The sequence below is a fragment of the Ancylobacter amanitiformis genome, assembly GCF_030814815.1.
Taxonomy (GTDB): Bacteria; Pseudomonadota; Alphaproteobacteria; order Rhizobiales; family Xanthobacteraceae; genus Ancylobacter; species Ancylobacter amanitiformis.
This window is the reverse complement of the sequence record NZ_JAUSVR010000005.1, coordinates 202,446-226,391: the sequence shown is the minus strand read 5'-3', so window position 1 is coordinate 226,391 and position 23,946 is coordinate 202,446. Positions and strand designations below refer to the sequence as shown.

General features: G+C 68.2%; 24 protein-coding genes. 12 read left to right on the top strand and 12 right to left on the bottom strand.

The window, feature by feature from the left end:
- The first annotated feature begins 1 nt into the window (after position 1).
- Positions 2-1,027, top strand: coding sequence for a DNA polymerase III subunit delta (gene holA, locus QOZ99_RS10310; protein ID WP_306889875.1), 1,026 nt, complete (start codon positions 2-4; stop codon positions 1,025-1,027).
- Positions 1,028-1,030: 3 nt separating this feature from the next.
- On the opposite strand, the gene QOZ99_RS10305 is transcribed toward holA, so the two are convergent.
- The 5 genes from QOZ99_RS10305 to mnmE form a co-directional block, all read right to left on the bottom strand.
- Positions 1,031-1,945 carry a ParB/RepB/Spo0J family partition protein gene (locus tag QOZ99_RS10305; protein WP_306889874.1) on the bottom strand — a complete coding sequence of 305 codons (915 nt, stop codon included), beginning with the start codon at positions 1,943-1,945 and terminating at the stop codon, positions 1,031-1,033.
- 9 nt (positions 1,946-1,954) lie between these two features.
- Positions 1,955-2,824, bottom strand: a complete 870-nt coding sequence (locus QOZ99_RS10300; protein ID WP_306889873.1) for a ParA family protein — start codon at positions 2,822-2,824, stop codon at positions 1,955-1,957.
- A gap of 39 nt (positions 2,825-2,863) precedes the next feature.
- Complete coding sequence (gene rsmG / locus QOZ99_RS10295; RefSeq protein ID WP_306889872.1) at positions 2,864-3,562, bottom strand: 16S rRNA (guanine(527)-N(7))-methyltransferase RsmG; 699 nt, start codon at positions 3,560-3,562, stop codon at positions 2,864-2,866.
- A 24-nt stretch (positions 3,563-3,586) separates the two neighbouring features.
- Positions 3,587-5,446, bottom strand: coding sequence for a tRNA uridine-5-carboxymethylaminomethyl(34) synthesis enzyme MnmG (gene mnmG, locus QOZ99_RS10290; protein ID WP_306889871.1), 1,860 nt, complete (start codon positions 5,444-5,446; stop codon positions 3,587-3,589).
- 267 nt (positions 5,447-5,713) lie between these two features.
- A complete protein-coding gene (gene mnmE / locus QOZ99_RS10285) occupies positions 5,714-7,090 on the bottom strand; it encodes a tRNA uridine-5-carboxymethylaminomethyl(34) synthesis GTPase MnmE (protein ID WP_306889870.1) in 1,377 nt (458 codons plus the stop codon).
- A gap of 108 nt (positions 7,091-7,198) precedes the next feature.
- On the opposite strand from mnmE, the gene QOZ99_RS10280 reads away from it, so the two are divergent.
- Positions 7,199-9,229, top strand: a complete 2,031-nt coding sequence (locus QOZ99_RS10280; RefSeq protein ID WP_306889869.1) for a thioredoxin domain-containing protein — start codon at positions 7,199-7,201, stop codon at positions 9,227-9,229.
- 384 nt (positions 9,230-9,613) lie between these two features.
- On the opposite strand, the gene QOZ99_RS10275 is transcribed toward QOZ99_RS10280, so the two are convergent.
- The 4 genes from QOZ99_RS10275 to hemE all read right to left on the bottom strand — a co-directional run bounded on the left by QOZ99_RS10275 (position 9,614) and on the right by hemE (position 13,027).
- The gene (locus QOZ99_RS10275) at positions 9,614-9,976 is read right to left on the bottom strand and encodes a hypothetical protein (protein WP_306889868.1); all 363 of its coding nucleotides are present in this window, start codon (positions 9,974-9,976) and stop codon (positions 9,614-9,616) included.
- A 37-nt stretch (positions 9,977-10,013) separates the two neighbouring features.
- Complete coding sequence (rho, locus tag QOZ99_RS10270) at positions 10,014-11,279, bottom strand: transcription termination factor Rho (RefSeq protein WP_183188764.1); 1,266 nt, start codon at positions 11,277-11,279, stop codon at positions 10,014-10,016.
- 241 nt (positions 11,280-11,520) lie between these two features.
- Positions 11,521-11,946 (bottom strand): protoporphyrinogen oxidase HemJ, encoded by a 426-nt coding sequence (hemJ, locus tag QOZ99_RS10265; RefSeq protein WP_306889867.1) that lies wholly within the window; start codon positions 11,944-11,946, stop codon positions 11,521-11,523.
- A 28-nt stretch (positions 11,947-11,974) separates the two neighbouring features.
- Positions 11,975-13,027: a uroporphyrinogen decarboxylase gene (hemE, locus tag QOZ99_RS10260; RefSeq protein WP_306889866.1), complete on the bottom strand. Its 1,053-nt coding sequence runs from the start codon at positions 13,025-13,027 to the stop codon at positions 11,975-11,977.
- 301 nt (positions 13,028-13,328) lie between these two features.
- Between hemE and QOZ99_RS10255 the strand changes: the two genes are divergently transcribed.
- From QOZ99_RS10255 to dnaQ, 5 genes are read left to right on the top strand one after another with little or no spacing between them, the layout of a single operon-like run.
- Positions 13,329-14,198, top strand: a complete 870-nt coding sequence (locus QOZ99_RS10255; protein WP_306889865.1) for a pyruvate, water dikinase regulatory protein — start codon at positions 13,329-13,331, stop codon at positions 14,196-14,198.
- A 19-nt stretch (positions 14,199-14,217) separates the two neighbouring features.
- Positions 14,218-14,862, top strand: coding sequence for a Maf family protein (locus QOZ99_RS10250; RefSeq protein ID WP_306889946.1), 645 nt, complete (start codon positions 14,218-14,220; stop codon positions 14,860-14,862).
- On the top strand, positions 14,859-15,704 hold the full coding sequence (locus QOZ99_RS10245; protein WP_306889864.1) for a shikimate dehydrogenase: 846 nt from the start codon (positions 14,859-14,861) through the stop codon (positions 15,702-15,704). Before QOZ99_RS10250 ends, QOZ99_RS10245 begins: the two co-directional genes overlap by 4 nt.
- A complete protein-coding gene (coaE, locus tag QOZ99_RS10240) occupies positions 15,701-16,324 on the top strand; it encodes a dephospho-CoA kinase (protein WP_306889863.1) in 624 nt (207 codons plus the stop codon). Before QOZ99_RS10245 ends, coaE begins: the two co-directional genes overlap by 4 nt.
- Complete coding sequence (dnaQ, locus tag QOZ99_RS10235) at positions 16,317-17,015, top strand: DNA polymerase III subunit epsilon (RefSeq protein ID WP_306889862.1); 699 nt, start codon at positions 16,317-16,319, stop codon at positions 17,013-17,015. The genes coaE and dnaQ overlap by 8 nt, the downstream gene beginning before the upstream one ends.
- A 31-nt stretch (positions 17,016-17,046) precedes the next feature.
- Here the strand turns inward: dnaQ and secB are convergent, their stop codons facing one another.
- Positions 17,047-17,508 (bottom strand): protein-export chaperone SecB, encoded by a 462-nt coding sequence (secB, locus tag QOZ99_RS10230; RefSeq protein ID WP_183188771.1) that lies wholly within the window; start codon positions 17,506-17,508, stop codon positions 17,047-17,049.
- Positions 17,509-17,909: 401 nt separating this feature from the next.
- On the opposite strand from secB, the gene QOZ99_RS10225 reads away from it, so the two are divergent.
- The 4 genes from QOZ99_RS10225 to QOZ99_RS10210 all read left to right on the top strand — a co-directional run bounded on the left by QOZ99_RS10225 (position 17,910) and on the right by QOZ99_RS10210 (position 21,048).
- The gene (locus QOZ99_RS10225) at positions 17,910-18,635 is read left to right on the top strand and encodes a Tim44/TimA family putative adaptor protein (protein WP_183188772.1); all 726 of its coding nucleotides are present in this window, start codon (positions 17,910-17,912) and stop codon (positions 18,633-18,635) included.
- A 69-nt stretch (positions 18,636-18,704) separates the two neighbouring features.
- Complete coding sequence (gene mltA / locus QOZ99_RS10220; RefSeq protein ID WP_306889861.1) at positions 18,705-20,006, top strand: murein transglycosylase A; 1,302 nt, start codon at positions 18,705-18,707, stop codon at positions 20,004-20,006.
- 98 nt (positions 20,007-20,104) lie between these two features.
- The gene (locus QOZ99_RS10215; RefSeq protein WP_306889860.1) at positions 20,105-20,686 is read left to right on the top strand and encodes a Smr/MutS family protein; all 582 of its coding nucleotides are present in this window, start codon (positions 20,105-20,107) and stop codon (positions 20,684-20,686) included.
- The gene (locus QOZ99_RS10210; protein ID WP_183188775.1) at positions 20,683-21,048 is read left to right on the top strand and encodes a helix-turn-helix domain-containing protein; all 366 of its coding nucleotides are present in this window, start codon (positions 20,683-20,685) and stop codon (positions 21,046-21,048) included. Before QOZ99_RS10215 ends, QOZ99_RS10210 begins: the two co-directional genes overlap by 4 nt.
- A 131-nt stretch (positions 21,049-21,179) precedes the next feature.
- Here the strand turns inward: QOZ99_RS10210 and hslU are convergent, their stop codons facing one another.
- Complete coding sequence (gene hslU / locus QOZ99_RS10205; protein ID WP_306889859.1) at positions 21,180-22,490, bottom strand: ATP-dependent protease ATPase subunit HslU; 1,311 nt, start codon at positions 22,488-22,490, stop codon at positions 21,180-21,182.
- A gap of 129 nt (positions 22,491-22,619) precedes the next feature.
- Positions 22,620-23,165 carry an ATP-dependent protease subunit HslV gene (gene hslV, locus QOZ99_RS10200; protein ID WP_306889858.1) on the bottom strand — a complete coding sequence of 182 codons (546 nt, stop codon included), beginning with the start codon at positions 23,163-23,165 and terminating at the stop codon, positions 22,620-22,622.
- Between the two features lie 177 nt (positions 23,166-23,342).
- Here hslV and hisB point away from each other — a divergent pair, with 177 nt between their 5' ends.
- Entirely contained in the window at positions 23,343-23,936 is a 594-nt protein-coding gene (hisB, locus tag QOZ99_RS10195) for an imidazoleglycerol-phosphate dehydratase HisB (protein WP_306889857.1), read from the top strand.
- The last annotated feature ends 10 nt before the right edge of the window (positions 23,937-23,946 follow it).

Below are 23,946 nucleotides of genomic sequence, written 5' to 3'. Positions count from 1 at the left end.
CATGGTTGCGGTGCGTCCGGCCGAGGTGGAAGCGACGCTCACGCGGATCGATCCGCTCCGGCCGATCCTGCTGCTGTTCGGCCCGGATATAGGGTTGGTGCGCGAGCGTGCCCGGGCCTATCTCGCGCGCGCGGCCGCCAATTCCACCGATCCTTTCGGCATCACGCGTCTCGACGGCGACGAGATTTCCGGCGATCCCGGACGACTGGTCGACGAGGCCGGCACGGTCGCGCTGTTCGGCGGCCGTCGGGTCGTCTCGCTGCGCGTCGGCGCGCGCAATGTCGTGCCGGCGGTGGAGGCGCTGCTCGCCGTGCCGCCGACCGACGCCATCGTGGTGATCGAGGCCGGCGACCTCAAGCGCGGCACGGGGCTGCGCGCGCTGTGCGAGGCCTCGCCGCATGCCCTCGCCATTGCCTGCTATGCCGACACGGACCGCGACCTGTCACGCCTCATCGATACGATGACGGCCGAGGCGGGCCAGCCGATCGACCGCGATGCCCGCGCCGAATTGATGGGCCTGCTCGGCAGCGACCGCCTCGCCTCGCGCGGCGAGATCGGCAAGCTGCTGCTCTATGCCGCCGGCGAGCCGCGCATCACGGCCGAGCATGTGCGCGCCATCGTCGGCGACGCCTCCAGCCTCGCGCTCGACGAGATCGTCGATTCCGCCTTTGCCGGCATGAATGCGGAAATGTCCTCGGCCTTCGTCAAGGCGACGCAGGAAGGCATGCGCGCCGATATCGTGCTCGGCGCCGTCTGCCGAGGAGCGCAGGCGCTGCACCAGCTGCGGCTCGCGGTGGAGGCCGGCGCCGGTGTCGAGCGGGCGATGGACGCTGCGCGGCCGGCGCTTCATTTCCGTCGCAAGCCGTTGATCGAGAAAGCGCTGCGCAGCTGGAGCGCGGCCCGGCTGCAAGCGGCGCTGCTCACGCTGGACGATGCGCTGCTGGCCGCCCGGCGCAGCGCGGCCCTCGGCCCGGCCCTGGCCGAGCGCGCCCTGTTCCAGCTCGCCGCGGCGGCGCGCCGCGGCTGAGCCTTAGCCGGCGGCGAGCCGGCGGCAGACCTCGTCCAGCTGGTCGAGCGAGGTGTAGCGAATGCGCAGCTCACCGGCTTCGCCGTCATGGCGAAGCGTCACCTTGAGCCCCAGCGCGTCGGACAGGCGGCGCTGCAGCGCCGCCGTATCGGCATCCAGCTCCGCAACGGCCCGTGCCTTGCGCGCCGGCTTGCCGGCCGCTTCCGCCTTGGCGACGTTCAATTCCTGCGCCAGCGCCTCGATGGCGCGCACATTCATGCCGCGCTCGACAATCGCGCGGGCCAGCCCCTCCGGGTCGTCCTGCGTCAGCAGCGCGCGCGCGTGCCCCGCCGACAACCGACCGTCCGCGAGATATTCCTTTACCGTTTCCGGCAGACGCAGCAGGCGCATCGTGTTCGCGACATGGCTGCGGCTCTTGCCGATCACCCGTGCGAGATCATTCTGCGAGTAGCCGAACTGGTCAGACAGCGACTGGTAGCCCGCCGCCTCTTCCAGCGGGTTGAGATCGGCACGCTGGACATTCTCGATGATGGCGATTTCCAGCGCCTCACGGTCGTCGACCTCGACGACGACGATCGGCACCTCGTGCACGCCCGCGCGCTGCGAAGCCCGCCAGCGCCGCTCGCCCGCCACGATTTCATAAGCATCGCGCTGGCCCGCGACCGCCCGCACGACGATCGGCTGGATCACCCCGCGCTCGCGGATGGAGGCGGAGAGATCCTCCAGATCTTCCTCGCCGAAGGTCCGGCGCGGGTTGTGCGGATTCGGCCGCAGGAAAGCGACCGGCACCTTGCGCGCGCCTCCCGGCGTGCCGGGCTGGCGCTCGCCGACCCGGTCATTGCCATCCGACATATCGCCGATCAGCGCCGCGAGCCCGCGCCCAAGCCGCGAACGGCCACCATCTTCGGGCATTGCCATGGCGTTCTCCTACGCTGCCGCCGTCGCGCGCAGGGCGCGCTCCCGCTGGATTATTTCGGATGCGAGACGAAGATAGGCCTGCGATCCCACGCATTTCAGATCGTAGAGCAGCACCGGCTTGCCGTAGGACGGCGCCTCGGACACCCGCACATTGCGCGGAATGATCGTCTCATAGACCTTGTCGCCCATGAACTGCCGCACATCCTGCACCACCTGGGCGGAGAGGTTGTTGCGCGAATCGAACATGGTCAGGACGATGCCGTGGATGGTCAGCTGCGGGTTGAGCGTGGTGCGCACCTGCTCCACCGTCTTCAGCAATTGCGAAAGCCCTTCCAGCGCGAAGAACTCGCATTGCAGCGGCACCAGGATTGCGTTCGCCGCCGCCATGGCGTTGACCGTGATAAGGTTCAGCGACGGTGGGCAATCGATCAGAACATAGCTGTAGGGCGTTTCGTTTCGGTTGTCTAACGAACCCTTGTCCCTGCCGCCATTGAGGCCGCGGATGGCGTCGCGCAAACGATAGGCGCGGTCGCGCTGGCTGGCCAGTTCCAGTTCCAGGCCCGAAAGATCCATGGTCGAGGGCGCAATGTGCAGCCGGGGCACCGCGGTCTCCAGCACCGCCTCGCGCAGGCTGACATCGCCGGTCAGCACGTCATAGGTGGAGACAAGCCGGCTGCGCCGGTCGATGCCGAGCCCGGTGGAGGCATTGCCCTGTGGATCGAGATCAACGATCAGCACACTCTCGCCAATCGCCGCCAGGGCCGTGCCGAGATTGATCGCTGTCGTCGTCTTGCCCACTCCGCCCTTCTGGTTGGCGAGCGCGAGAACGCGCGGCAGCCCATAGGGCGCAGCAGGCACGAGCGGAAACTCGTCGGTCATGTCAGCGATCCCGATGCGAATGCGGCCTTGGACAAGCCATCACGATGCCGGTTTCAGCGGCGTCGCAGCCTCGACAATCAGGATACGCCCGCCGCGATCGGTCAGACTCTCCTGAATTCTGCTGTTGATTCTCCAAGATTTAGCTGACTCGGTCAATTCGTTATCAACATCTTGACCCTTCAGAAACAGACCGACCGCTCCTTGCGCAAGGAACGGATGCGCAAGTTCGAGCAGGCGCGGCAATGGTGCAAGCGCGCGTGCCGAGACAATCTCGACGCCGGCAGCAATCCGGGCCGCCACCTGCTCGATGCGGGCCGGCAGCACCGTCACCGGCAGTTCGGCGATCCGCGCCGCCTCGCGCAGGAAGGCCGCCTTGCGCGTGTCGCTCTCCACCAGCGTCACGTCCGCGCCGGCCCGCTCCGCCAGCACGGCGGCGACGACCAGCCCGGGGAATCCACCGCCGGAGCCGAGATCGACCCAGCGCCGGGCTTCCCCCGCCAGCGGCACCAGTTGCAGCGAGTCGGCGACATGGCGGGTCCATACCCGCGGCAGGCTCGCCGGCGCGACCAGGTTGATCGTGCGCTGCCACTTCTCCAGCAACGCGACGATGGCGGCGAGCCGGTCCTCTGTTTCACGTGAAACAGAGGTCAGCCGCAGCGCCTGGGCACGGTCGGAGAGAGCGGCCTCGGTGGAGGAAGGGCCGGATGGGCCAGCCGCATTCGAATCATTCGCGTTCATGGCGCGACTATAGCGCGCCCGGCCCTACCGCGCCCGCCGCGCATGCGCCGCCAGCAGCGCCAGCGCCGCCGGCGTCATCCCGTCGATTCGGCCCGCCTGACCAATGGTACGGGGCCGAATCGAATCCAGCTTGGCCTTGATCTCATTGGAGAGACCCGCGACGGAGCGATAGTCGAGTTCCGGCAAGGCCGCGGCCTCGTCGCGCCGGAAGGTCGCGATATCCGCCTCCTGGCGGTGGAGATAGACCGCGTATTTGGCGTCGATCTCCAGCTGCTCGCCGATGCGCGGATCCTCGCCCGCAGCCTCGGGCCAGATGCGGCATATGTCGGCCCACGCCGCATGCGGATAAGACAGCAGGTCGAAGGCGCTGCGCCGCTGACCGTCGCGGTTGAGGCTCAGCCCGTGCCGGTCGCCCTCCCCCGGCGTCAGTGAGACCGAGCCGCTCCATTCCCGCACCCGCGCGAGCGCGGCGCTCTTGATCGCGAAACGGGTCCGCCGTGCAGCACCGACCAGCCCGAGCGCCTCGCCCCGCGCCGTCAGGCGCTGGTCGGCATTGTCGGCCCGTAGCGACAGGCGATATTCCGCCCGCGAGGTGAACATCCGGTAGGGTTCGCTCACGCCCCGCGTCACCAGATCGTCGATCATCACGCCGATATAGGCCTCGGCCCGGTCGAAAATGGCGCCGTCGGTACCCGCCGCCCGACGGGCGGCGTTCATGCCCGCCACCAGCCCCTGGGCGGCCGCCTCCTCATAGCCGGTCGTGCCGTTGATCTGGCCGGCGAGGAAAAGGCCGCGCGCCTTGCGCACCTCCAGCGTCGGCTCCAGTTCGCGCGGATCGACATGATCATATTCGATGGCATAGCCGGGCCGCAGCATGCGCACCCGCTCCAGCCCCGGTATCGTCGCGAGCAAGGCGAGCTGCGCGTCCTCCGGCAGCGAGGTGGAGATGCCGTTGGGATAGACGGTCGGGTCGTCCAGACCCTCCGGCTCGAGGAAGATCTGGTGCCCGTCGCGCTCGCCGAAGCGGACGATCTTGTCCTCGATCGAGGGGCAATAGCGCGGCCCGACGCTGTGGATGTTCCCCGAATACATCGCCGACCGCGCGATATTGGCGCGGATGACCTCATGCGTCGCCTGCGTGGTGCGGGTGATGCCGCACTGAACCTGCCGATTGGTGATGGTCGCCGTGAGGGTCGAGAACGGTTCGGGCGGCGTATCGCCGTCCTGCATGTCCAGCCCCGCCCAATCGATGGTGCGGCCATCCAGGCGCGGCGGCGTGCCGGTCTTCAGTCGGCCGAGCGTGAGGCCGAGACGCGCGAGCGAGCCTGACAGCCCGCGCGCCGGCGCCTCGCCCATGCGGCCCGCCGGCATCTGCCGGTCACCGATATGGATGAGCCCGTTGAGGAAGGTGCCGGTCGTCACCACCACGGCGCCGGTCGTCATCGTCCGGCCGTCGAGCAGCCGGAGGCCGGTTACCTGGCCTTCGCGCAGCAGGAGTTCATCCGCCTCCCCTTCCACAACAGATAGGTTCGGCTGCGAATCGATCTCGCGCTGCATCGCCTGCGCATAAAGCTTGCGGTCGGCCTGGGCCCGCGGCCCGCGCACGGCCGGGCCCTTGCGCCGGTTCAGCACCCGAAACTGGATGCCGCCCTGGTCGGCCACGCGGCCCATCAACCCATCCAGCGCATCGATCTCGCGCACCAGATGGCCCTTGCCGAGCCCGCCAATCGCCGGGTTGCACGACATCGTGCCGATCGTGGCGCGCGAATGCGTGACCAGCGCCGTGCGCGCGCCCAGCCGCGCGGCAGCGGCGGCGGCTTCCGTACCCGCGTGGCCACCGCCGATGACGACGACGTCGAAGAAAAGATCGGCCTGGTGCGTCATGGGTCCGGCGATGTCTGGCAATGTCTGGGATGACGGGCGGCGGCTCCTGACGAGCCGCGGCGATGGCGGCACAAAGCCCTGTCCTCGCTCCCGCGTCAAGCGCCACGGGCGCGGGGCTCAAGAGGCGGAATTGGCGCGCGGGCTTGGGTCGCGGTTTCACGTGAAACATTCCGTCGGCGAATCGAACGAGATGGAAGGCCTCTGTTTCACGTGAAACGTTGCGCGATCCCATCCAAGTCTCCGGGCCCATCCGCCCGCCCGCCTCGCTCACTTGCCGATGCAGAATTCCCGGAACACGACGTCCAGCACATCCTCGACTCCGATGACGCCGGTCATCCGCCCGAGCGCGCGGGCGGCCAGCCGCAGCTCTTCCGCCAGCAGTTCATCGCTCAATCCATCCCACCCGCTCATGGCGGTCCGCACATGGCAAGCCGCCTCTGTCGCGTCGCGCCGGTGCCGCGCGCGGATCAGCGCGGGATGATCAGTGCCCGATGCCCGCGTGCCGACGAAACCGGCCAGCGCATCGACCAGCCCATCGACACCCGCGCCGGTCGCAGCCGACAGCGCCAGCCGCTGTTCGGCCCAGCCCGGCACGGTGCCGTCGTACTCGTCCGTCGCCGCGTCGATCTTGCTGGCGACCAGCCACAGCGCCCCGGCGGGGGCCGCGTCGATTTCCGGTCGGGCGAATGGAGGTCGGCCGACGCTGGCGTCATGCACCCACAGCACGAGATCCGCTTGCGCGATACGATGGCGCGCGCGGCGAATGCCTTCCGCCTCCACCTTGCCGACAGCGTCGCGCAGCCCCGCCGTATCCAGCAGCGTGACCTTGTGGCCACGCAGATCAAGCGCGACCTCCAGCACGTCACGCGTGGTGCCCGGCTCATCGGAGACGATGGCGACGTCGCGCGCCGCCAACGCATTGATGAGGGAGGACTTGCCGGCATTGGGCAGGCCGGCGATCGCCACCACGGCGCCCTCGCGCATCATGGCGCCGCGCCGATCGGCCAGGGCGGCCTCCAGTTCTGCGAGCAATGCCTGCAGTTCCGGCCGGGCCAGCGCCCGCGCCTCGGCCGGAACATCGTCCTCGTCCGCGAAGTCGATGCCCGCCTCGATCAACGCCATGGCGCGAACGAGGCGCAAGCGCCACGCCTCCACGCGCTGGCCGAGATGACCGAAGGCGTGGGCGAAGGCGAGGCGGCGCTGCCCCTCGGTCTCCGCCGAAATGAGGTCGGCCAGTCCCTCGGCCTCGGTCAGGTCCATCCGGCCGTTGAGAAAGGCGCGGCGGGAGAATTCGCCCCGCTCGGCCGGGCGAATTCCCCCAAGGCTGAACAGCGCGCCAAGCACCGCCGCGACCACCGCCGGGCCGCCATGGATCTGCAGTTCCGCGAGATCCTCGCCCGTCGCGCTGCGCGGGCCGGGAAACCACAGCACCAGGCCTCTATCAAGCGCGGCGCCGTCGGCAGGGTGGCGCAGCGTGGCCAGCCGGGCCCGGCGCGGCTCCGGCAACATGCCGGCCAGCGTCTGCAGTGCGGGCCCCGCCTGCGGCCCGGAAACCCGGATCACCGCCACCGCCGAAGCCCCCGCACCGGAGGATACCGCGGCGATCGTGGTCGCCTGATTTGCGCTTTCCTGCTGCACACTCACCCGCTACGCCCTATCTCTGTGAGCGGAACCGCCTGCGCGATCCGCTGCCCCACACCCTTGCCCCCACACCCTTGCCCCCACACCGTTGCCCAACGCCGGAGAGACGCCTTGCCGAACCGTCTTGAGCATGCCGCGAGCCCCTATCTCCTGCAGCACAAGGACAATCCTGTCGACTGGTGGCAGTGGCAGCCGGAGGCCTTTGCGGAGGCCCGGCGCAGCGGCCGGCCCGTGCTGCTGTCCATCGGCTATGCGGCCTGCCACTGGTGCCATGTCATGGCGCATGAGAGCTTCGAGGATGCCGCCACCGCCAGCGTGATGAACGAGCTGTTCGTGAACATCAAGGTGGATCGCGAGGAACGCCCGGAGGTCGACCAGATCTACATGTCGGCTTTGCAGCAGCTCGGCGTGCAGGGTGGCTGGCCGATGACCATGTTCCTCGATGCCGAAGGCGCGCCCTTCTGGGGCGGCACCTATTTCCCTCGCGAGGCGAAATACGGCCAACCCGCCTTTGTCGAGGTGCTCAGGACCATGGCGGGCGCCTATGCCTCGGGAGACCCCCGCATCGCCGCCAATCGCGAGGCGATCCTGGGCCGGCTGCGGCAGAAGGCGCGGCCGGCGGGCCAGGTGGTGATCGGCGTCAACGAGCTGGACGATGTCGCCGGGCGCATCCTCGGCATCATGGATTCCGAGCACGGCGGCCTGCAGGGATCGCCGAAATTTCCCAACACACCGTTCATCGAACTGCTCTGGCGCGGCGCGGAGCGCACCGGCCGCGAGCGGCTGCGCAACGCGGCGCTGCACGCGCTGGACGGGATGAGCGAGGGCGGCATCTACGATCATATCGGCGGCGGTTATGCCCGCTACAGCGTCGATGAGCGCTGGCTGGTGCCGCATTTCGAGAAGATGCTCTACGACAACGCGCAGATCCTCGAATTGCTCGCCCTCGCCTATAGCGGGACACAGGCGGATCTGTTCCGCGCCCGCGCCGAGGAGACGGTGGGCTGGCTGCAGCGCGAGATGCTCACCGACGGCGGCGCCTTTGCCGCCAGCCTCGATGCGGATTCGGAAGGCCATGAGGGGCGCTATTATGTGTGGACCCTCAAGCAGGTGCTGGACGCGCTCGGCCCCGAGGATGCCGAGTTCTTCGCCCGCCACTACGACATCACCCCCTTCGGCAATTGGGAAGGCACCTCCATTCCCAACCGGCTGAAGGAGGTGGAGCGCTCGGCCAGCGATGATCTGCGCCTCGCCATGCTGCGCGACAAGCTGCTGAAGCTGCGCGAGACCCGCGTGCCGCCGGGCCGCGACGACAAGGTGCTGGCGGACTGGAACGGGCTGATGATCGCCGCGCTGGCCGATGCCGCCCATCGGCTCGGCCGGCCGGAATGGATCGAACTGGCAGCGCACGCCTTCCGTTTCATTGCCGAATCGATGACGCTCGGGCAGCGGCTCGGCCATAGCTGGCGTCAGGGCCAGTTGGTGTTCCCCGGCCTTTCCTCCGACTATGCCGCCATGGTGAGAGCCGCCCTCGCCCTTCACCAGGCCACCGGCGAGCCGAGCTATCGCGCGCACGCCATCGACTGGCAGGCTATGCTGGAGGCGCATCATGGAGCCGAAGATGGCGGCTACTATCTCACCGCCGACGATGCCGAAGGCTTGCTGCTGCGCCCCGAGGCGACCGCCGACGATGCCGTCACCAATCCCAATGCGCTGATCGCCCGCAATCTGCTGCGCCTCGCCGCGCTCACCGGAGATGAGGACTATCGCGCCCGCGCCGACCGTCTGTTCGAGGGATTGCTGCCGCGTGCCGCACCTTCGCTCTACGGCCATGCCGGCCTGCTCAACGCGCTCGACACCCGGCTGCGCGCGCCGGAAATCGTCATTGTCGGCACCGGTGAGCGCGCCGATGCGCTGGCACAGGCGGCGTTCCGGCTGCCGCGCGTCGATATCGTGATCCAGCGCGTCACCGATGCCGCCGCCCTGCCCGCCGATCACCCCGCCCGCGCCAAGGCCGAAGCGGTGTCGTCCGCCGCGTCACCCGCCGCGTTCTACTGCGCCGGCGCGACGTGCTCGCTGCCCGTTTCGGACGTGACTCAATTGGTGAATCTGGTCATGGCAGAACGGGCGGAGGAGACCTGAAGAGGTCTTGGCCATCTTCCGTGGAATCGCACGGCGTTTCGCGGGGTCGGAACAGCGGGGATGTAGCGTCCGGGTCACTCGATGCCCCGGGCAAACAGCGCCGGAGCCTCCGCGATTCCGCGACAGACACCGGCCCGTCGCAGTTCCCGCCAGATGGCGCGATTGTGGGGAACCCTGTGGACAAACGGTGGAGAAAAACACCCATACCCCGCCAGATGGCCAGAAATGACCGCTGGCGACCATTTGCATATCTGCGATGAATGGATCGGAGCGCAGCCGAAACGGCCGTCCTGAGTCAAGTGTGCGAGCTATCGTTTCGGAGGCGATTTAAAATCGTGGATTGCACTGAACGTATTCCTCCCGCATGGCGCGCGACACCGCTCGTCACTCCTTGCGGGTGAACCACATATTGGCGACCATCAGCGGCAGCACGAGAACCAGCGCCCCGGCGAGGTCGAGCTGCAGGATGTAGCCGAGCCCCAGCTCCTCCCGCAGCGCCGGCCCGATCACCGGGTCGGCCACGTCGGCAACGAGGCTGGAAATGAACAGCGCGGCCGGCACCCAGATCGCCAGCGGCAGCCACCAGCGACGGCAGGCCATCACCCAGCTTAACGCGGCAATGCCGATCACGAGCAGCCACAACACGGCGGAAGGCGGCTCGCGCTCGGCGACGCCGGCCAGCGCGACCGAACCACCCGGCAGCGCCAGGAGAGGGAGGGCGGCGAGATGATGGGTGAAACGCTTCATCCTTCCGCCTTCCCTGCTTGCGCGCCGTCGGATGTACTCAGGTATTCATGGAGTCGAAGAAGTCGGCATTGGTCTTGGTCTGGCGCAGCTTGTCGAGCAGGAACTCGATGGCGTCGACCGTGCCCATCGGGTTGAGGATACGCCGCAGAACATACATCTTCTTCAGCACGTCGCTCGGCACGAGCAGCTCTTCCTTGCGGGTGCCCGAGCGGGTGATGTCGAGCGCCGGGAAGACGCGCTTGTCCGACACCTTGCGGTCGAGAATGACCTCGGAATTTCCGGTGCCCTTGAACTCCTCGAAGATCACCTCGTCCATGCGCGAGCCGGTCTCGATCAGCGCCGTGGCGATGATGGTCAGCGAGCCGCCCTCCTCGATGTTGCGCGCCGCGCCGAAGAAGCGCTTGGGGCGCTGCAGGGCGTTGGCGTCGACACCGCCGGTCAGCACCTTGCCCGAGGACGGCACGACGGTGTTGTAGGCGCGCCCGAGGCGGGTGATCGAATCGAGCAGGATGACGACGTCGCGCTTGTGCTCGACAAGGCGCTTGGCCTTCTCGATCACCATCTCGGCGACCTGCACGTGACGCTGGGCCGGCTCGTCGAAGGTGGAGGACACCACCTCGCCGCGCACGGAGCGCTGCATGTCGGTGACTTCCTCCGGCCGCTCGTCGATGAGCAGCACGATGAGATAGCATTCCGGATGGTTGGTGGTGATCGACTGCGCGATGTTCTGCAGCAGCACGGTCTTGCCGGTGCGCGGCGGTGCCACGATGAGCGCGCGCTGGCCCTTGCCGATGGGGGCCACCACATCGATGATGCGGGCCGAGAAATCCTTGCGGGTCGGATCTTCGATCTCGAGCTTGAAGCGCTCGTCCGGGTAGAGCGGCGTCAGATTGTCGAAATTGATCTTGTGCCGGATCTTCTCGGGGTCTTCGAAATTGATCGTGTTGACCTTGAGAAGCGCGAAATAGCGTTCGCCATCCTTCGGCGAACGAATCTGCCCCTCGACCGTGTCGCCGGTGCGCAGGCCAAAACGACGGATCTGGCTGGGCGAGACATAGATATCGTCCGGCCCGGGCAGGTAATTGGCATCCGGCGAGCGCAGGAAGCCGAAGCCGTCGGAGAGGATCTCGACGACGCCTTCGCCGATGATATCGGTGTCCTTGGCGGCCAGCTGCTTGAGGATGGCGAACATCAGCTCCTGCTTTCGCAGCGTGCTGGCGTTCTCGACCTCCAGCTCTTCCGCGAAGACGAGCAGTTCGGCCGGATTTTTGGACTTGAGGTCCTGGAGCTTCATTTCCCCCATGGGAAAAGGCCTCGGAAGTTGGAATTATCCCGTCCGAGCCTGAACAAGCCGACGGGACGAAAAGGATGAGAAGCGCTGGTCTGAGGACACGGCCGGCATCAGATCCGGCCTCCTGTCCGACACACCATCGACACCGGGGAGGTGCCGAGCAAAACGGAGCGTCAGCCAGCTTCGTGGAAGTGAAGGCAACATAGGCAAAGCCACGATTCGGCGCAAGCCTGCCTGTGCTGCTTGAAGCCGATCAAAATGGCTTAACGATGACCAGAATGACAATGGCGATCATCAGCAGCGTCGGAATCTCGTTGGCGAACCGGTAGAACCGCGCCGACCTCGTGTTGGCATCCCCGGCAAACTCCCGCACCCGTGCCGACAGAAAGCCGTGAAAGGCGCTCATCGCGAGCACCGCCGCGAATTTCGCGTGGAACCAGCCGGCGCGATACCAGCCACCCTCCCAGACGAGATAGAGGCCGGCGAGCCAGGCGACGATCATCGCCGGGTTCATGATCGCCTTGAGCAGGCGCCGCTCCATCACCTTGAAGGTTTCCGATTGGGCGGAACCCGCCGGCGCGGCGCAGTGATAGACCATGAGCCGGGGCAGATAGAGCAGGCCCGCCATCCAGGAGAGGATGGCGATGACATGCAGCGCCTTGATCCAGTCGTAGAGCATGGCGCTGTCCCTCCCCTCGTCCGCAACCTCAGCCGCGCAGCCGGGCGATCATCCGTTCCACATGGGCGATCGGCGTCTCCGGGCGGATGCCGTGGCCGAGATTGAAGATATGCGCCGCGCCGCGGAAATCCTCCACCAGCGCGTCGACGGCCGCATCGAGCGCCGCCCCGCCAGCGATCAGCACCAGCGGGTCGAGATTGCCCTGCAGCGCCACGCGGCCGCCGACCGCCCGGCGGGTGTCCCGCCGTTCCACCGTCCAGTCCAGTCCCACCGCGTTCACGCCGGTAGCCAGCACCAGTTCGGTGAGCCCGGCCAGCGTCGCCCCCTTGGGGAAGGCGATGATGCGCGCATCCGGCACCTCCGCGCGAACCAGCGCCACGATGCGGCGGATCGGCTCGATGCTCCAGCGGCGGAAGGATTCCGGGTCAAGCACCCCCGCCCAGCTGTCGAAGATCTGCACCGCGTCCGCCCCGGCCTTGAGCTGGCCGATGAGATAGCGGGCGGACGTATCGACCAGCCGGTCGATCAGCGCCTGGAAGAACGCCGGATCGGTCAGCGAGGCCAGCCGCGCGGGTCCCTGATCGGGGGTTCCCCGTCCGGCCACCATATAGGTCGCCACGGTCCAGGGAGCGCCGCAGAAGCCCAGGAGCGTGGTCTCGCGGGGCAGTTCCTCGCGGATCCGCCCTACCGCCTCCAGCACGCGCTCGATGCGGCTGGGATCGAGATCGTCCCGCAGCGCGTTGAGTTCGGTGAGATTGGTGGTGCGGCTGAGCCGCGGCCCCTCGCCCGCCTCGAAGCTGAGATCGACGCCGAGCGCATGCGGCACGACCAGGATGTCGGAAAACAGGATCGCCGCATCGAAGCCGAAGCGGCGGATCGGCTGCAGCGTCACCTCGACCGCGTGATCGGGCGTGTAGCAGAGGGTGAGGAAATCGCCCGCCTGCTCGCGCACCGCCCGGTACTCCGGCAGGTAGCGGCCGGCCTGTCGCATCATCCAGATCGGCGTGCGTGCCGCGACGTGCCCGTCCAGCACATGCTTGACGATGCGTTCACCCGCTTCGCTTTTCCCCTGCCCATTCATACTTAATTAATCTCTTTGACTAAGAGTTGTCTGTGTTTAGGTGAGGGCATTAGACAGGTTCCCGCCGCACCACAAGCCGTCCCCAGGCTGACCCGCCGGCGCCGCCCCGCGCGGCTGGGCGAATCCTACCATTGTCAGGGGCTTGCGCGGAGCCTGCGATTTATCCACGCAGTTCGCCGGACGGTGCGTAAAGATTCGCACAGCGGCCGGCCCTGTGGAGAGAACGGGCCGCTGTCCCCAGGCCGCACTTGCTAACCGCTCCGCCGCGTGGCTTGTTCCCATTCCATACACAGGCCTGTGGATGACCGGCGTGACTGACGCGACCCGCGAGTCGGAAAGCTATTACCACTTGCACCTCGTCTCGGATTCCACCGGCGAGACGCTGATCAGCGTCGGCCGGGCGGCGGCAGCGCAATACAGCTCGGTCCGGCCGATCGAGCATGTGTACCCCCTGGTGCGCACCCACAAGCAGCTCGACAAGGCCATTCAGGCGATCGAGGAATTTCCCGGCATCGTGCTCTACACGCTGACCGATCCCGAATTGCGCAACCGGCTGAAGACCTATTGCCAGACCAACAGCGTGCCGGTGCTCTCGGTGCTGGCGCCGGTGGTGCGGCTGTTCCAGGCCTATATTGGCGGCGCGCCGGAACCGCGCGTGGGCGGCCAGCACCAGCTGGATGGCGAATATTTCCGCCGCATCGACGCGATGAACTACACCGTCATGCATGATGACGGGCAGCACACGGACGGGCTGGAGGGGGCGGACGTCGTGCTGCTGGGCATTTCGCGCTCCTCCAAGACGCCGACCAGCATCTATCTCGCCAATCGCGGCATCAAGACCGCCAATATCCCGCTGGTGCCCAACATCCCCGTGCCTCCCGGCCTGTCGGACCTGAAACGCCCGCTGGTGGTGGGGCTGGTGGCCAGCGCCGAACGGGTGATCGAGATCCGCCGCAACCGGCTGCTCGGGCTCAATGCCAGCCAGCCCAACGACGCCTATATCGATCGCGAATCGGTAGCCGAGGAAATCAGCTTCTCGCGCCGGCTGTGCGCCAGGCATGGCTGGCCGGTGATCGATGTCACCCGCCGGTCCATCGAGGAAACCGCCGCCGCCATTATCGGCCTGCTGCAGGAACATCGCCGCCGTATCTCCGAGAGCACCGGTGGCTGAGCGCGTGGGTGAGGCCCCGATGCCGCAATCGCCGCAGGAGCCCCTCGCGCCCAATCCGCTCTGGCGCGGTGCCGCGCCGCTGGTTCTGGCCTCCAAAAGCATGGCGAGGCGCGCCCTGCTGCAGGCCGCCGGGTTGCCGCACGAGGCGTTCAGCGTGGATGTGGACGAGCGGGGGCTGGAGGCCGATGCGGTCGCCGCGGGCGCCGGCCCCGCCGAGGTTGCCACCGCTCTGGCACGAGCCAAGGCGCTGGCCGGCAGCCGAATGCGCCCCGGCCGGCTGGTGATCGGCGCCGACCAGACGCTGGCGCTGGGCGCGCGGGCCTTTCACAAGCCGGCGGACCGTGCCGGCGCGCGCGCGCAGATCCGCGAACTGGCCGGCCGCACCCATGCGCTTCATGCGGCGATCGCCGTCGCGCGGGATGGGGACATCCTGTTCGGATGCGTGGAATCCGCGTTTCTCAGCATGCGGACGCTCGATGACGCCGCGATCGAGGCCTATCTGACGGCGGCCGGGGAAGCGGTGTCCACCAGCGTCGGCGGCTATCAGCTGGAAGGGCTCGGCATCCACCTGTTCGAGCGGGTCGAGGGCGACCATTCGGTGATTCTCGGCCTGCCGCTGCTGCCGCTCCTCGCCTTTCTGCGCCGTCAGGGAGACCTGTTGTGACCCGCCGTGCCGCCGTCATCGGCCACCCCATCGCCCATTCGCGCTCGCCCCTCATCCATGGCTACTGGCTGGAAAAGCATGGCATCGATGGCAGCTACGGCCTGCGCGACGTGCCGCCCGACGCGATCGAGGGCTTTCTCGCCGATTTCAAAGCCAGCGGGCTGGTCGGCGGCAATGTGACGGTGCCGCACAAGGAGGCTGCCTTCCGCGCGACGCGCGAGCTGGATCCGGTCGCGGCGGCGCTGGGCGCGGTGAACACGCTGTGGCTGGCGGACGGCGTTCTGCACGGCGCCAATACCGATGTGCACGGCTTCCTCGCCAATCTCGATGCCGCCGAGCCGGAATGGGCGCGGGCTTTGGGGGAAGCGGTGGTGCTGGGTGCGGGCGGCGCGGCGCGGGCGGTGGTGCATGGCCTCGTCACGCGCGGCATCGACCGGGTGGTGGTGGCCAACCGGACGCTGGCGCGGGCCGAGGCACTGCGCACGCAATTCGGCCCGCGCGTGTTCGCCATCGACTGGCGCGACCTTGCCGGCCGGCTGAATGGCTGCCGCCTGCTGGTCAACACGACCTCGCTCGGCATGAAAGGCCAGCCCGCGCTCGATATCGATCTGTCCGCGCTCTCCCCCGACGCGCTGGTGACGGATATTGTCTATGTGCCGCTGGAAACGCCGCTGCTGAAGGCGGCCAAGGCGCGGGGCCTCGCCACGGTGGATGGCCTCGGCATGCTGCTGCACCAGGCCGTGCCCGGCTTCGAGCGCTGGTTCGGTGTGCGCCCCGACGTGACGGCCGAACTGCGCGCCCGCCTTGTTGCCGATCTGGCGGCCAAGGGGCAGCTGAAATGAGCGCGCCGCGTGCCGTCGGCCGGCCTTTCCGCCTCGGCCTCACCGGCTCGATCGGCATGGGCAAGTCGACCACCGCCGCGTTTTTCCGCGATGTCGGCGTGCCGGTGCATGATGCCGATGCGGCCGTGCATGCCATCTACGGCGCGGAAGGTGTGGCGCCGGTGGAGGCCGCCTTTCCCGGTGTGGTGAGCGGCGGGAAGGTCGATCGCACCCGGCTGGGCGCCTATGTGCTGGGCGACAACGCGGCGATGAAGCGGCTGGAAGCCATCGTCCATCCGCTGGTGCGGGCGCGCGAGCGCGCTTTCCTCGACGCGGCGGCGGCGGCGGGCCAGCCGATCGCCGTGCTGGACATCCCGCTGCTGCTGGAGACCGGGATTGAGGACCGGGTCGACGCCGTTCTCGTCGTCACCGCGCCGGAATCGGTGCAGCGCGCCCGGGTTCTGGCCCGTCCGGGCATGACGGAGGCGAAATTCGCGGCGATCCTGTCGCGGCAGATGCCCGACGCGGAAAAACGCCGCCGGGCCGACTACATCATCGATACCGGCCATGGGCTGGAGTCCGCCCGGACGGCGGTCGCCGAGCTTGTCGCCCGCCTGCGCAGGAAGAAGACAGATGCGTGAGATCGTCCTCGATACCGAGACCACCGGCCTCAACCCGCTGACCGGCGACCGGCTGGTGGAAATCGGCTGCGTCGAGATCCTCAACCGCATCCCGACGGGCCAAGTCTACCATGTCTACCTGAATCCCGAGCGCGACATGCCGGTGGAGGCGTTCAACGTCCACGGCCTGTCGCGCGAGTTCCTCTCCGACAAGCCGCTTTTCGCCCATGTCGTGGATGACTTCCTCGCCTTCATTCAGGGCGACCCGCTGGTGATCCACAACGCGGCCTTCGATATCGGCTTCATCAATGCGGAACTGGCCCGGCTCGGCCGCCCGGCCCTCACCTTCGACCGGGTGGTGGATACGCTGAGCCTCGCCCGCCGCCGCCATGCGGGCGCCTCGAACCGGCTCGACGACCTGATGGCGCGCTACGGTATCGATAGTTCGCGCCGCACCAAGCATGGCGCGCTGCTGGATTCCGAATTGCTGGCGGAGGTCTATGCCGAACTGTGCGGGGGCAAGCAGACCGCGCTGAGCCTCACCGTGGTGGAAAGCGGGGCGGTTCTGGCCGAGCGCCGGGAGGCCGGCCCGCGCCAGCGTCCGCGCGCCCTGGCGCCACGCCTGAGCCCGGAGGAAATCGCCGCGCACCAGGCCTTTGTCGCCGCGCTGGGCGAAAACGCGATCTGGAAGGAATACGCGGCCGAGACGTGACGACCCGGCCGCGCGGGAAGGGCAGGGTGCCTCAGGAGGCGAGGACGCCGCTCGGCGGCACCTGCGCCATGCGCTGGCGATAGAGCGTGACGAAATCCACCGGATCGATCATCAGCGGCGGGAAGCCACCATTGCGCACCGTGTCGGCGACGATCTGCCGCGCGAACGGGAACAGCATGCGCGGGCATTCGATCATGATGAAGGGATGGATGGTCTCCTGCGCCACGTTCTGGGCGCGGAAGATGCCGCCATAGGCGAGTTCGAGCGCGAACAGCGTCTTGCCGTTCAGCTCGGCCTTGGCGTCGATCTTGAGGACGACCTCATATTCGCTGCCGATCGGACGGGCATTCACGTTGATCTGAATGCCGATCTGCGGCTGGCCGCCAATGGCGAGGGTTTCCGGCGCGCCGGGATTCTCGAAGGAGAGATCCTTCGTGTACTGCGTCAGCACCTGCAGGGTGGGCAGCGGTGCGGCGTTCTCGTTCTCGGCCATCAAGGTCTCCGTGTCCGCCGGTGCCCTTCAGGCCCGCCGGCATGGGCGCCGCGCGCTGGATCCTGCCTGAGGTCGGCGGTCTTCAAGATAGGGCGCGTGTCGCTAACACGGTTGCCGTCCGCTCACAAGGCAGCCCCCGACGCGAGACCGGGGCCGATGGGGTTGGCCTCGGTGGCATGCTTCCGTTAGTCTTGCCCGGGAAAGCCGCGCGAAAACCGCGCTTTCCGCGTGAAGTGATGACCTTGCGGCATTGGCAGGCTGGCGAAATCGGCCGGACGTCGTAAATACACGGGGCGAGCGTGGCGATTGCTTCCATTGGAATCGGTCGCGACCCGCACCACCTTATCCAAGGACCCTGCCGGAAGCGGTTTCGGTAGCGGGTAAAAACGGCGGCGTGAAACGTGTTCGACATCTATACGATCATCTTCCTGGCCCTCGCCGTATTCATCTTCATACGGCTGCGCAGCGTGCTGGGACAGAGGACCGGGCGCGAACGGCCGCCCTATGATCCCTATTCGCGCCGCGATGCGGCCAAGGCGCCGGCGGGCGCCACCGACAAGGTGGTGAATTTCCCCGGTACGGCCGAGCCGGCCAACCTGCCCGAGCCGGTCGAGCCGGCCGATCCCGAGGCGCCGCTGCCGGCGCGCTGGGCCGGGGTGGCCGAGGTCGGCTCCGCGGTGGCGAACGGGCTCGACGCCATCGCCGCCCAGGAGCGCGGCTTCGATGTGCAGCATTTCCTCAGCGGCGCCCGGTCGGCCTATGAGATGATCGTCGTCGCCTTTGCCAATGGTGACCGCGCGACGCTCAAGGAACTGCTTGCCCGCGAGGTGTTCGACGGCTTCAACGCCGCCATCGCCGAGCGCGAGCAGCGCGGCGAGAAGATGGAAACGCAGTTTGTCGGCATCAACCGCGCCGACATTCTCGATGCCGGCGTCAAGGGTCGCACCGCCCAGATCACCCTGCGCTTCCTGTCGCAGCTGATCTCGGCCACGCGCAGCCGCGACGGCCAGGTGATCGACGGCGATGCCGACCAGGTGGTCGACGTGACCGATGTGTGGACCTTCTCGCGCGACCTCGGGGCGCGCGACCCGAACTGGAAGCTGGTCGCCACCGAAGCGGCTTCGTGAGAAGATGACGGGGTGCGCGCGCCTCTTCTCATCGCTTTCGCATCCTGTGTCCTGACGGGATTGCTGCTATTGCCCGGATTGCCGTTTTGCACGGCGGCCGGGCAGGGCGGTTCTGCGCAGGCGGCTCCGGCCGCCCGCCACGGCCCCGCGCCGCCGCCGCTCTTTCCCGAGGCCGGGCTTGAACCCCTGACCTATCGCGACCTGCCGGGCTGGCACGCCCACGGCGTGGGCGAGGCGCTCGCCGCCTTTCGCCGCAGTTGCTCGGTCATCAGAGCCAAAGACGACCTGGTGACGCCGCCCCGCCCGATCTTCACCGCGCTGCGCGGCGTCTGCCGGCGGGCGGCGCATCTGCCCTCCCATGTGTCGGAACATCGGGCGCGGGCCTTTTTCGAGATGGAATTCCGGCCCTTCCGCATCACTCCGCTTGACCAGAAGCAGGGCTTCCTCACCGGCTATTACGAGCCGGAGATCGAGGGTTCGCGGGTGCGCACGGACGTATATGCGACCCCGCTCTACCGCCGTCCGCCCGACCTCATCCTCGAGGCGCCGCCCTCGGGCGGGCAGCCGGCCAATCGCGGCAAGGCCTTTCGCCGGGTGGATGGCGATCCCGCCGGCCAGATGGTGCCCTATTATGACCGCGCCGCCATCGAGGACGGCGCGCTCGCCGACAAGGGGCTCGAACTGGTGTGGATCAAGGAGCCGGCCGATGCCTTCTTCGCCCAGATCCAGGGCTCGGTGCGCGTGCGTCTCGCCGATGGCGAGGTGCTGCGGCTGAACTATGACGGGCACAATGGCCAGCCCTATACGCCGGTCGGGCGCCTGCTGATCGAGCAGGGGCTGGTACCGCGCGAGAAAATGTCGATGGACGCGATCCGCGCCTATATTACCGAGCATCCCGAGGCGGGGCGGGCGCTGATGCGGCAGAACCGCTCCTATGTGTTCTTCCGCGTCGCCCGCGAGCTGAAGGCCGGCGACGGCGCGGTGGGCGCGCAGGGCCTGCCGCTGGCCGCCGGACGCGCCATCGCGGTGGACAAGCGCATCCATGTCTATGGCACGCCCTTCTTCATCCGCGCCGAACTGCCCACCGGCGACGGCGGCGCGCTGGAGAGCTTCAGCCGGCTGATGATCGCGCAGGATACCGGATCCGCCATTGTCGGCCCGGCGCGCGCCGACATCTTCTTCGGCGCCGGCGGGCAGGCCGGCTCGGTGGCCGGCCGCATCCAGCATCCCGGCGAGTTCGTCGTGCTGCTGCCCCGCACGCTCGATCCCACGCGCCGCCTCGTGCCGCTGCCTAAGCCCCGCCCCGCAATTCCCGGTCCCTCAATTCCCCGCCCCGTCATCCCGGCCGCAAACGTTTCGGGCGCGCAATGAACGGTGGGGAGGGGAAGGGCGGGCCGGGCGCGAAACCCGGCTCGACGAAAAGTGCGAAGAACGGCGCCAGGAGTGGCGTGCGGGCGGAGCCGAAACCCGTGGCGCGAATTGTTCGCCGGCGCATCTTGGCGCCGGAAGAGGCGGCGCTGTGGGAGCACGTCACCCGCGCGGTGAGCCGGCTGCGCCCCCTTCCGGTCAAGCCTGTGGAGGCCGCGGCCGTGGCGCCCGAACCCGTGCCGGAGAGTCCTCCCGCCCCGCTCAAGGCGCCGGACCATCCACCGGTGCGGATGCCGCCATCGCCCTCCCGTCCACCCATCGCCCCGCTCGCGCCGCTGGAACCGAAGATGCGCCGGCGCCTCACGCGGGGGGCGGAGGTCGATGCCCGGCTCGATCTGCACGGCATGACCCAGGCCGCCGCGCATGGAAGGCTGATTTCCTTCCTGCGCGGGGCGCAGGGCGCAGGCCATTCGCTGGTTCTGGTCATTACCGGGAAAGGCGATGCCTCGGCCCATCTTCACGGCGAAGGCGGGCGCGGCGTGCTGCGGCGGCTGGTGCCGCAATGGCTGGCGGCGCCGGAACTGCGCACCGTGGTGATCGGCTTCGAGACCGCCGGGCGCGGCCATGGCGGGGAGGGCGCGCTCTATGTGCGGGTGCGCCGGATGCGGGAGAGCGGGCGATGACGCCGTTCGGCCGCCGCATGCGCGAATTGCGCGCCGAGCGCGGCGTGACGCTGTCGCAGATGGCGCAGGCCATCGGCGTCTCGGCGGCCTATCTCTCCGCGCTGGAGCACGGCAAGCGCGGCCAGCCGACCTTCATGATGCTCCAGCGCATCATGGCCTATTTCAACGTCATCTGGGACGAGGCGGAGGCGCTGCGGCTGCTGGCGGAAATCTCCGATCCGCGCGTGGTGGTGGACACGGCCGGGCTGTCGCCGGAGGCAACCGAACTCGCCAACCTGCTCGCCCGCGAGATCGCCACACTGCCGCCCGACGCGGTGGCCGAACTGCTGGGCCGGCTGAAGATCCTCAGCCGGCCGGGGTGATGCCCACTCCGCAGGTCATCCCGGCCGAAGGCGAAGCCGCAGAGCCGGGATCGCTCTCCGGGATGACGAGGGTCGGTTTCACGTGAAACGCGCGGCGCGAGGGTCCCGCGCCTCATCGTTCCGGAGCCGATTCAGAGGATGTAGCGGCTCAGGTCCGTGTTGCCGGCCAGGTCCGCCACGCGCTCGCGCACATAGGCGCCGTCGATCACGATGGCTTCGCCGGCGCGGTCCGGCGCGGTGAAGGACAGGTCGTCCAGCACCCGCTCGATTACCGTCTGCAGCCGCCGCGCGCCGATATTCTCGACGCTGGCATTCACCTGCACCGCGATATCGGCGATCGCCTCCACCGCATCCCCGGTAATGGTGAGCGAGACGCCCTCGGTGCCCATCAGCGCCACCGACTGCTTGACGAGGCTGGCCTCGGTCTCGGTGAGGATGCGGGTGAAATCCCCGCGCGTCAGCGCTTCCAGCTCGACGCGGATGGGCAGGCGACCCTGCAACTCGGGCAGCAGGTCCGAGGGCTTCGACACATGGAAGGCGCCGGAGGCGATGAACAGGATGTGGTCGGTCTTCACCGAGCCGTGCTTGGTCGAGACCGTGGTGCCCTCGATGAGCGGCAGCAGGTCGCGCTGCACGCCTTCGCGGCTGACATCGGCGCCGCCGCGCCGCTCCGAGCCGGCGATCTTGTCGATCTCGTCGAGGAAGACGATGCCGTTCTCCTCCACCGAGCGGATGGCTTCCTGGACGATGGCGTCCTGGTCGATCAGCTTGTCGGCCTCTTCGGAGAGCAGCAGCGGGTGCGCGTCCTTCACGGTGACGCGGCGCGGCTTGGAGCGCCCGCCAAACGCCTTGCCCAGCATGTCACCCAGCGAGACGGCGCCCATCTGCGCGCCGGGCATGCCGGGAATCTCGAACATGGGCATGCCCTGCCCGCCGCCCGAGGTGATCTCGATTTCGATTTCCTTGTCGTCCATCAGCCCGTCGCGCAGCTTCTTGCGGAAGCTCTCGCGGGTGCCCGATGAGGCGGTGGCGCCGACCAGCGCGTCCAGCACGCGCTCCTCCGCCGCCAGATGCGCCTTGGCTTCCACGCCCTTGCGGCGGGCATCGCGGACGAGGCCGATGCCGACCTCCACGAGGTCGCGCACGATCTGCTCGACATCGCGCCCGACATAGCCGACCTCGGTGAACTTGGTCGCCTCGACTTTCAGGAAGGGCGCGCCGGCCAGCTTGGCGAGGCGGCGGGAAATCTCGGTCTTGCCGACGCCGGTCGGCCCGATCATCAGGATGTTCTTCGGCAGAACCTCCTCGCGCAGCTGGCCCTCCAGCTGCTGGCGTCGCCAGCGGTTGCGCAGCGCAATGGCGACCGCCCGCTTGGCCTTGTGCTGGCCGACGATGTAGCGGTCGAGCTCGGAGACGATTTCGCGGGGCGAGAAATTGGTCATGGGCTGTTTCTGTTCCGATGGCCGTCATCCCGGCCGGCGGCCGCAGGGCGCCGAGCCGGGATCGCAGGAAAATGAGAGAGCGTCACGCGGTCCCGGATCGCCGTCGGCGTCCGGGACGACGGGGCGATGTCACCCGATCGTCTCCACCACCACATTATGGTTGGTGTAGATGCAGATATCGGCGGCGATGGCGAGGCTCTTGCGCACGATGGCCTGCGCATCCTGCCCGCTATCGGCCAGCGCACGCGCCGCGGCGAGGGCGAAACCACCGCCCGAGCCGATGGCGGCGATGCCGTTTTCCGGCTCCAGCACATCGCCGGTGCCGGTGAGCACGAGCGTCACATTGGCGTCGGCGACGATCATCATCGCCTCGAGACGGCGCAGGTAGCGGTCGGTGCGCCAGTCCTTGGCCAGTTCCACCGCGGCGCGCTGCAGCTGGCCGGGATATTGTTCCAGCTTGGCTTCCAGCCGCTCGAACAGGGTGAAGGCATCGGCCGTGGCGCCGGCGAAGCCGCCAATCACGTCGCCCTTGCCCAGCCGGCGCACCTTGCGCGCATTCGACTTCATCACCGTGTTGCCGAGCGTCACCTGCCCGTCGCCGCCAATGGCGACGCGCCCGCCGGAGCGGACCGAGACGATGGTGGTGCCGTAGATCGTGTCGGGGGAATGGCTCATGAAAGGCTCTGCTGTCGAGGGCTCCGGTCGAAACCCTTACTTAAGCCGTCAAAGCGCCAGCGCAACTCGCCGGCGCGCCGGCGCCTCCACCGCGTGCATGGCGGCCGAGCGGGCGCATATGGCATCCCAGCAACTTAGCTGCTAAGACGCCGGCTCTTCCGGGAGCTCGATCCGCCCATGCGCACGGCCAGCATTACCCGCGCCACCAAGGAAACGCAGATCCGCCTCGCCATCGATCTCGATGGCACGGGGAAGGCGACGATCGCGACCGGTGTCGGCTTCTTCGACCACATGCTGGACCTGCTCGCCCGCCATTCGCGCATCGACATGGACATCCAGGCGACCGGCGACCTGCATATCGATTTCCATCACACGGTGGAGGATGTCGGCATCGCGCTCGGTCAGGCGCTGCGCCAGGCGCTGGGCGACATGCGCGGCATCACCCGCTATGCGAGCTTGGCAATGCCGATGGACGAGACGCTGACCCGCGTCGCGCTCGACATTTCCGGTCGGCCCTTCCTCGTCTTCCGCACGGAATTCCCCGCGGCCAAGATCGGCGAATTCGACACCGAGCTGGTGCGCGAGTTCTTTCAGGCCTTCGCCATCCATGCCGGCCTGACCCTGCATGTGGAGACGCTGTACGGGCTGAACGCCCACCACATCGCCGAGAGCTGCTTCAAGGGCCTCGCCCGGGCGCTCCGGGCAGCGGTGGCGATCGATCCGGCGAGCGCGGGGGAAATCCCCTCCACCAAAGGCAGCCTCGGGGGCTGAGGCGCGGCTG

What these genes read in the sequence shown, in the direction of transcription:
- holA (WP_306889875.1), top strand. Translation starts at nt 2, where the DNA reads ATGGTTGCGGTGCGTCCGGCCGAGGTGGAAGCGACGCTCACGCGGATC.
- QOZ99_RS10305 (WP_306889874.1), bottom strand. Translation starts at nt 1,945, where the DNA reads ATGGCAATGCCCGAAGATGGTGGCCGTTCGCGGCTTGGGCGCGGGCTC.
- QOZ99_RS10300 (WP_306889873.1), bottom strand. Translation starts at nt 2,824, where the DNA reads ATGACCGACGAGTTTCCGCTCGTGCCTGCTGCGCCCTATGGGCTGCCG.
- rsmG (WP_306889872.1), bottom strand. Translation starts at nt 3,562, where the DNA reads ATGAACGCGAATGATTCGAATGCGGCTGGCCCATCCGGCCCTTCCTCC.
- mnmG (WP_306889871.1), bottom strand. Translation starts at nt 5,446, where the DNA reads ATGACGCACCAGGCCGATCTTTTCTTCGACGTCGTCGTCATCGGCGGT.
- QOZ99_RS10275 (WP_306889868.1), bottom strand. Translation starts at nt 9,976, where the DNA reads ATGAAGCGTTTCACCCATCATCTCGCCGCCCTCCCTCTCCTGGCGCTG.
- rho (WP_183188764.1), bottom strand. Translation starts at nt 11,279, where the DNA reads ATGGGGGAAATGAAGCTCCAGGACCTCAAGTCCAAAAATCCGGCCGAA.
- hemJ (WP_306889867.1), bottom strand. Translation starts at nt 11,946, where the DNA reads ATGCTCTACGACTGGATCAAGGCGCTGCATGTCATCGCCATCCTCTCC.
- hemE (WP_306889866.1), bottom strand. Translation starts at nt 13,027, where the DNA reads ATGAATGGGCAGGGGAAAAGCGAAGCGGGTGAACGCATCGTCAAGCAT.
- QOZ99_RS10255 (WP_306889865.1), top strand. Translation starts at nt 13,329, where the DNA reads ATGACCGGCGTGACTGACGCGACCCGCGAGTCGGAAAGCTATTACCAC.
- QOZ99_RS10250 (WP_306889946.1), top strand. Translation starts at nt 14,218, where the DNA reads ATGCCGCAATCGCCGCAGGAGCCCCTCGCGCCCAATCCGCTCTGGCGC.
- coaE (WP_306889863.1), top strand. Translation starts at nt 15,701, where the DNA reads ATGAGCGCGCCGCGTGCCGTCGGCCGGCCTTTCCGCCTCGGCCTCACC.
- dnaQ (WP_306889862.1), top strand. Translation starts at nt 16,317, where the DNA reads ATGCGTGAGATCGTCCTCGATACCGAGACCACCGGCCTCAACCCGCTG.
- secB (WP_183188771.1), bottom strand. Translation starts at nt 17,508, where the DNA reads ATGGCCGAGAACGAGAACGCCGCACCGCTGCCCACCCTGCAGGTGCTG.
- QOZ99_RS10210 (WP_183188775.1), top strand. Translation starts at nt 20,683, where the DNA reads ATGACGCCGTTCGGCCGCCGCATGCGCGAATTGCGCGCCGAGCGCGGC.
- hslU (WP_306889859.1), bottom strand. Translation starts at nt 22,490, where the DNA reads ATGACCAATTTCTCGCCCCGCGAAATCGTCTCCGAGCTCGACCGCTAC.
- hslV (WP_306889858.1), bottom strand. Translation starts at nt 23,165, where the DNA reads ATGAGCCATTCCCCCGACACGATCTACGGCACCACCATCGTCTCGGTC.
- hisB (WP_306889857.1), top strand. Translation starts at nt 23,343, where the DNA reads ATGCGCACGGCCAGCATTACCCGCGCCACCAAGGAAACGCAGATCCGC.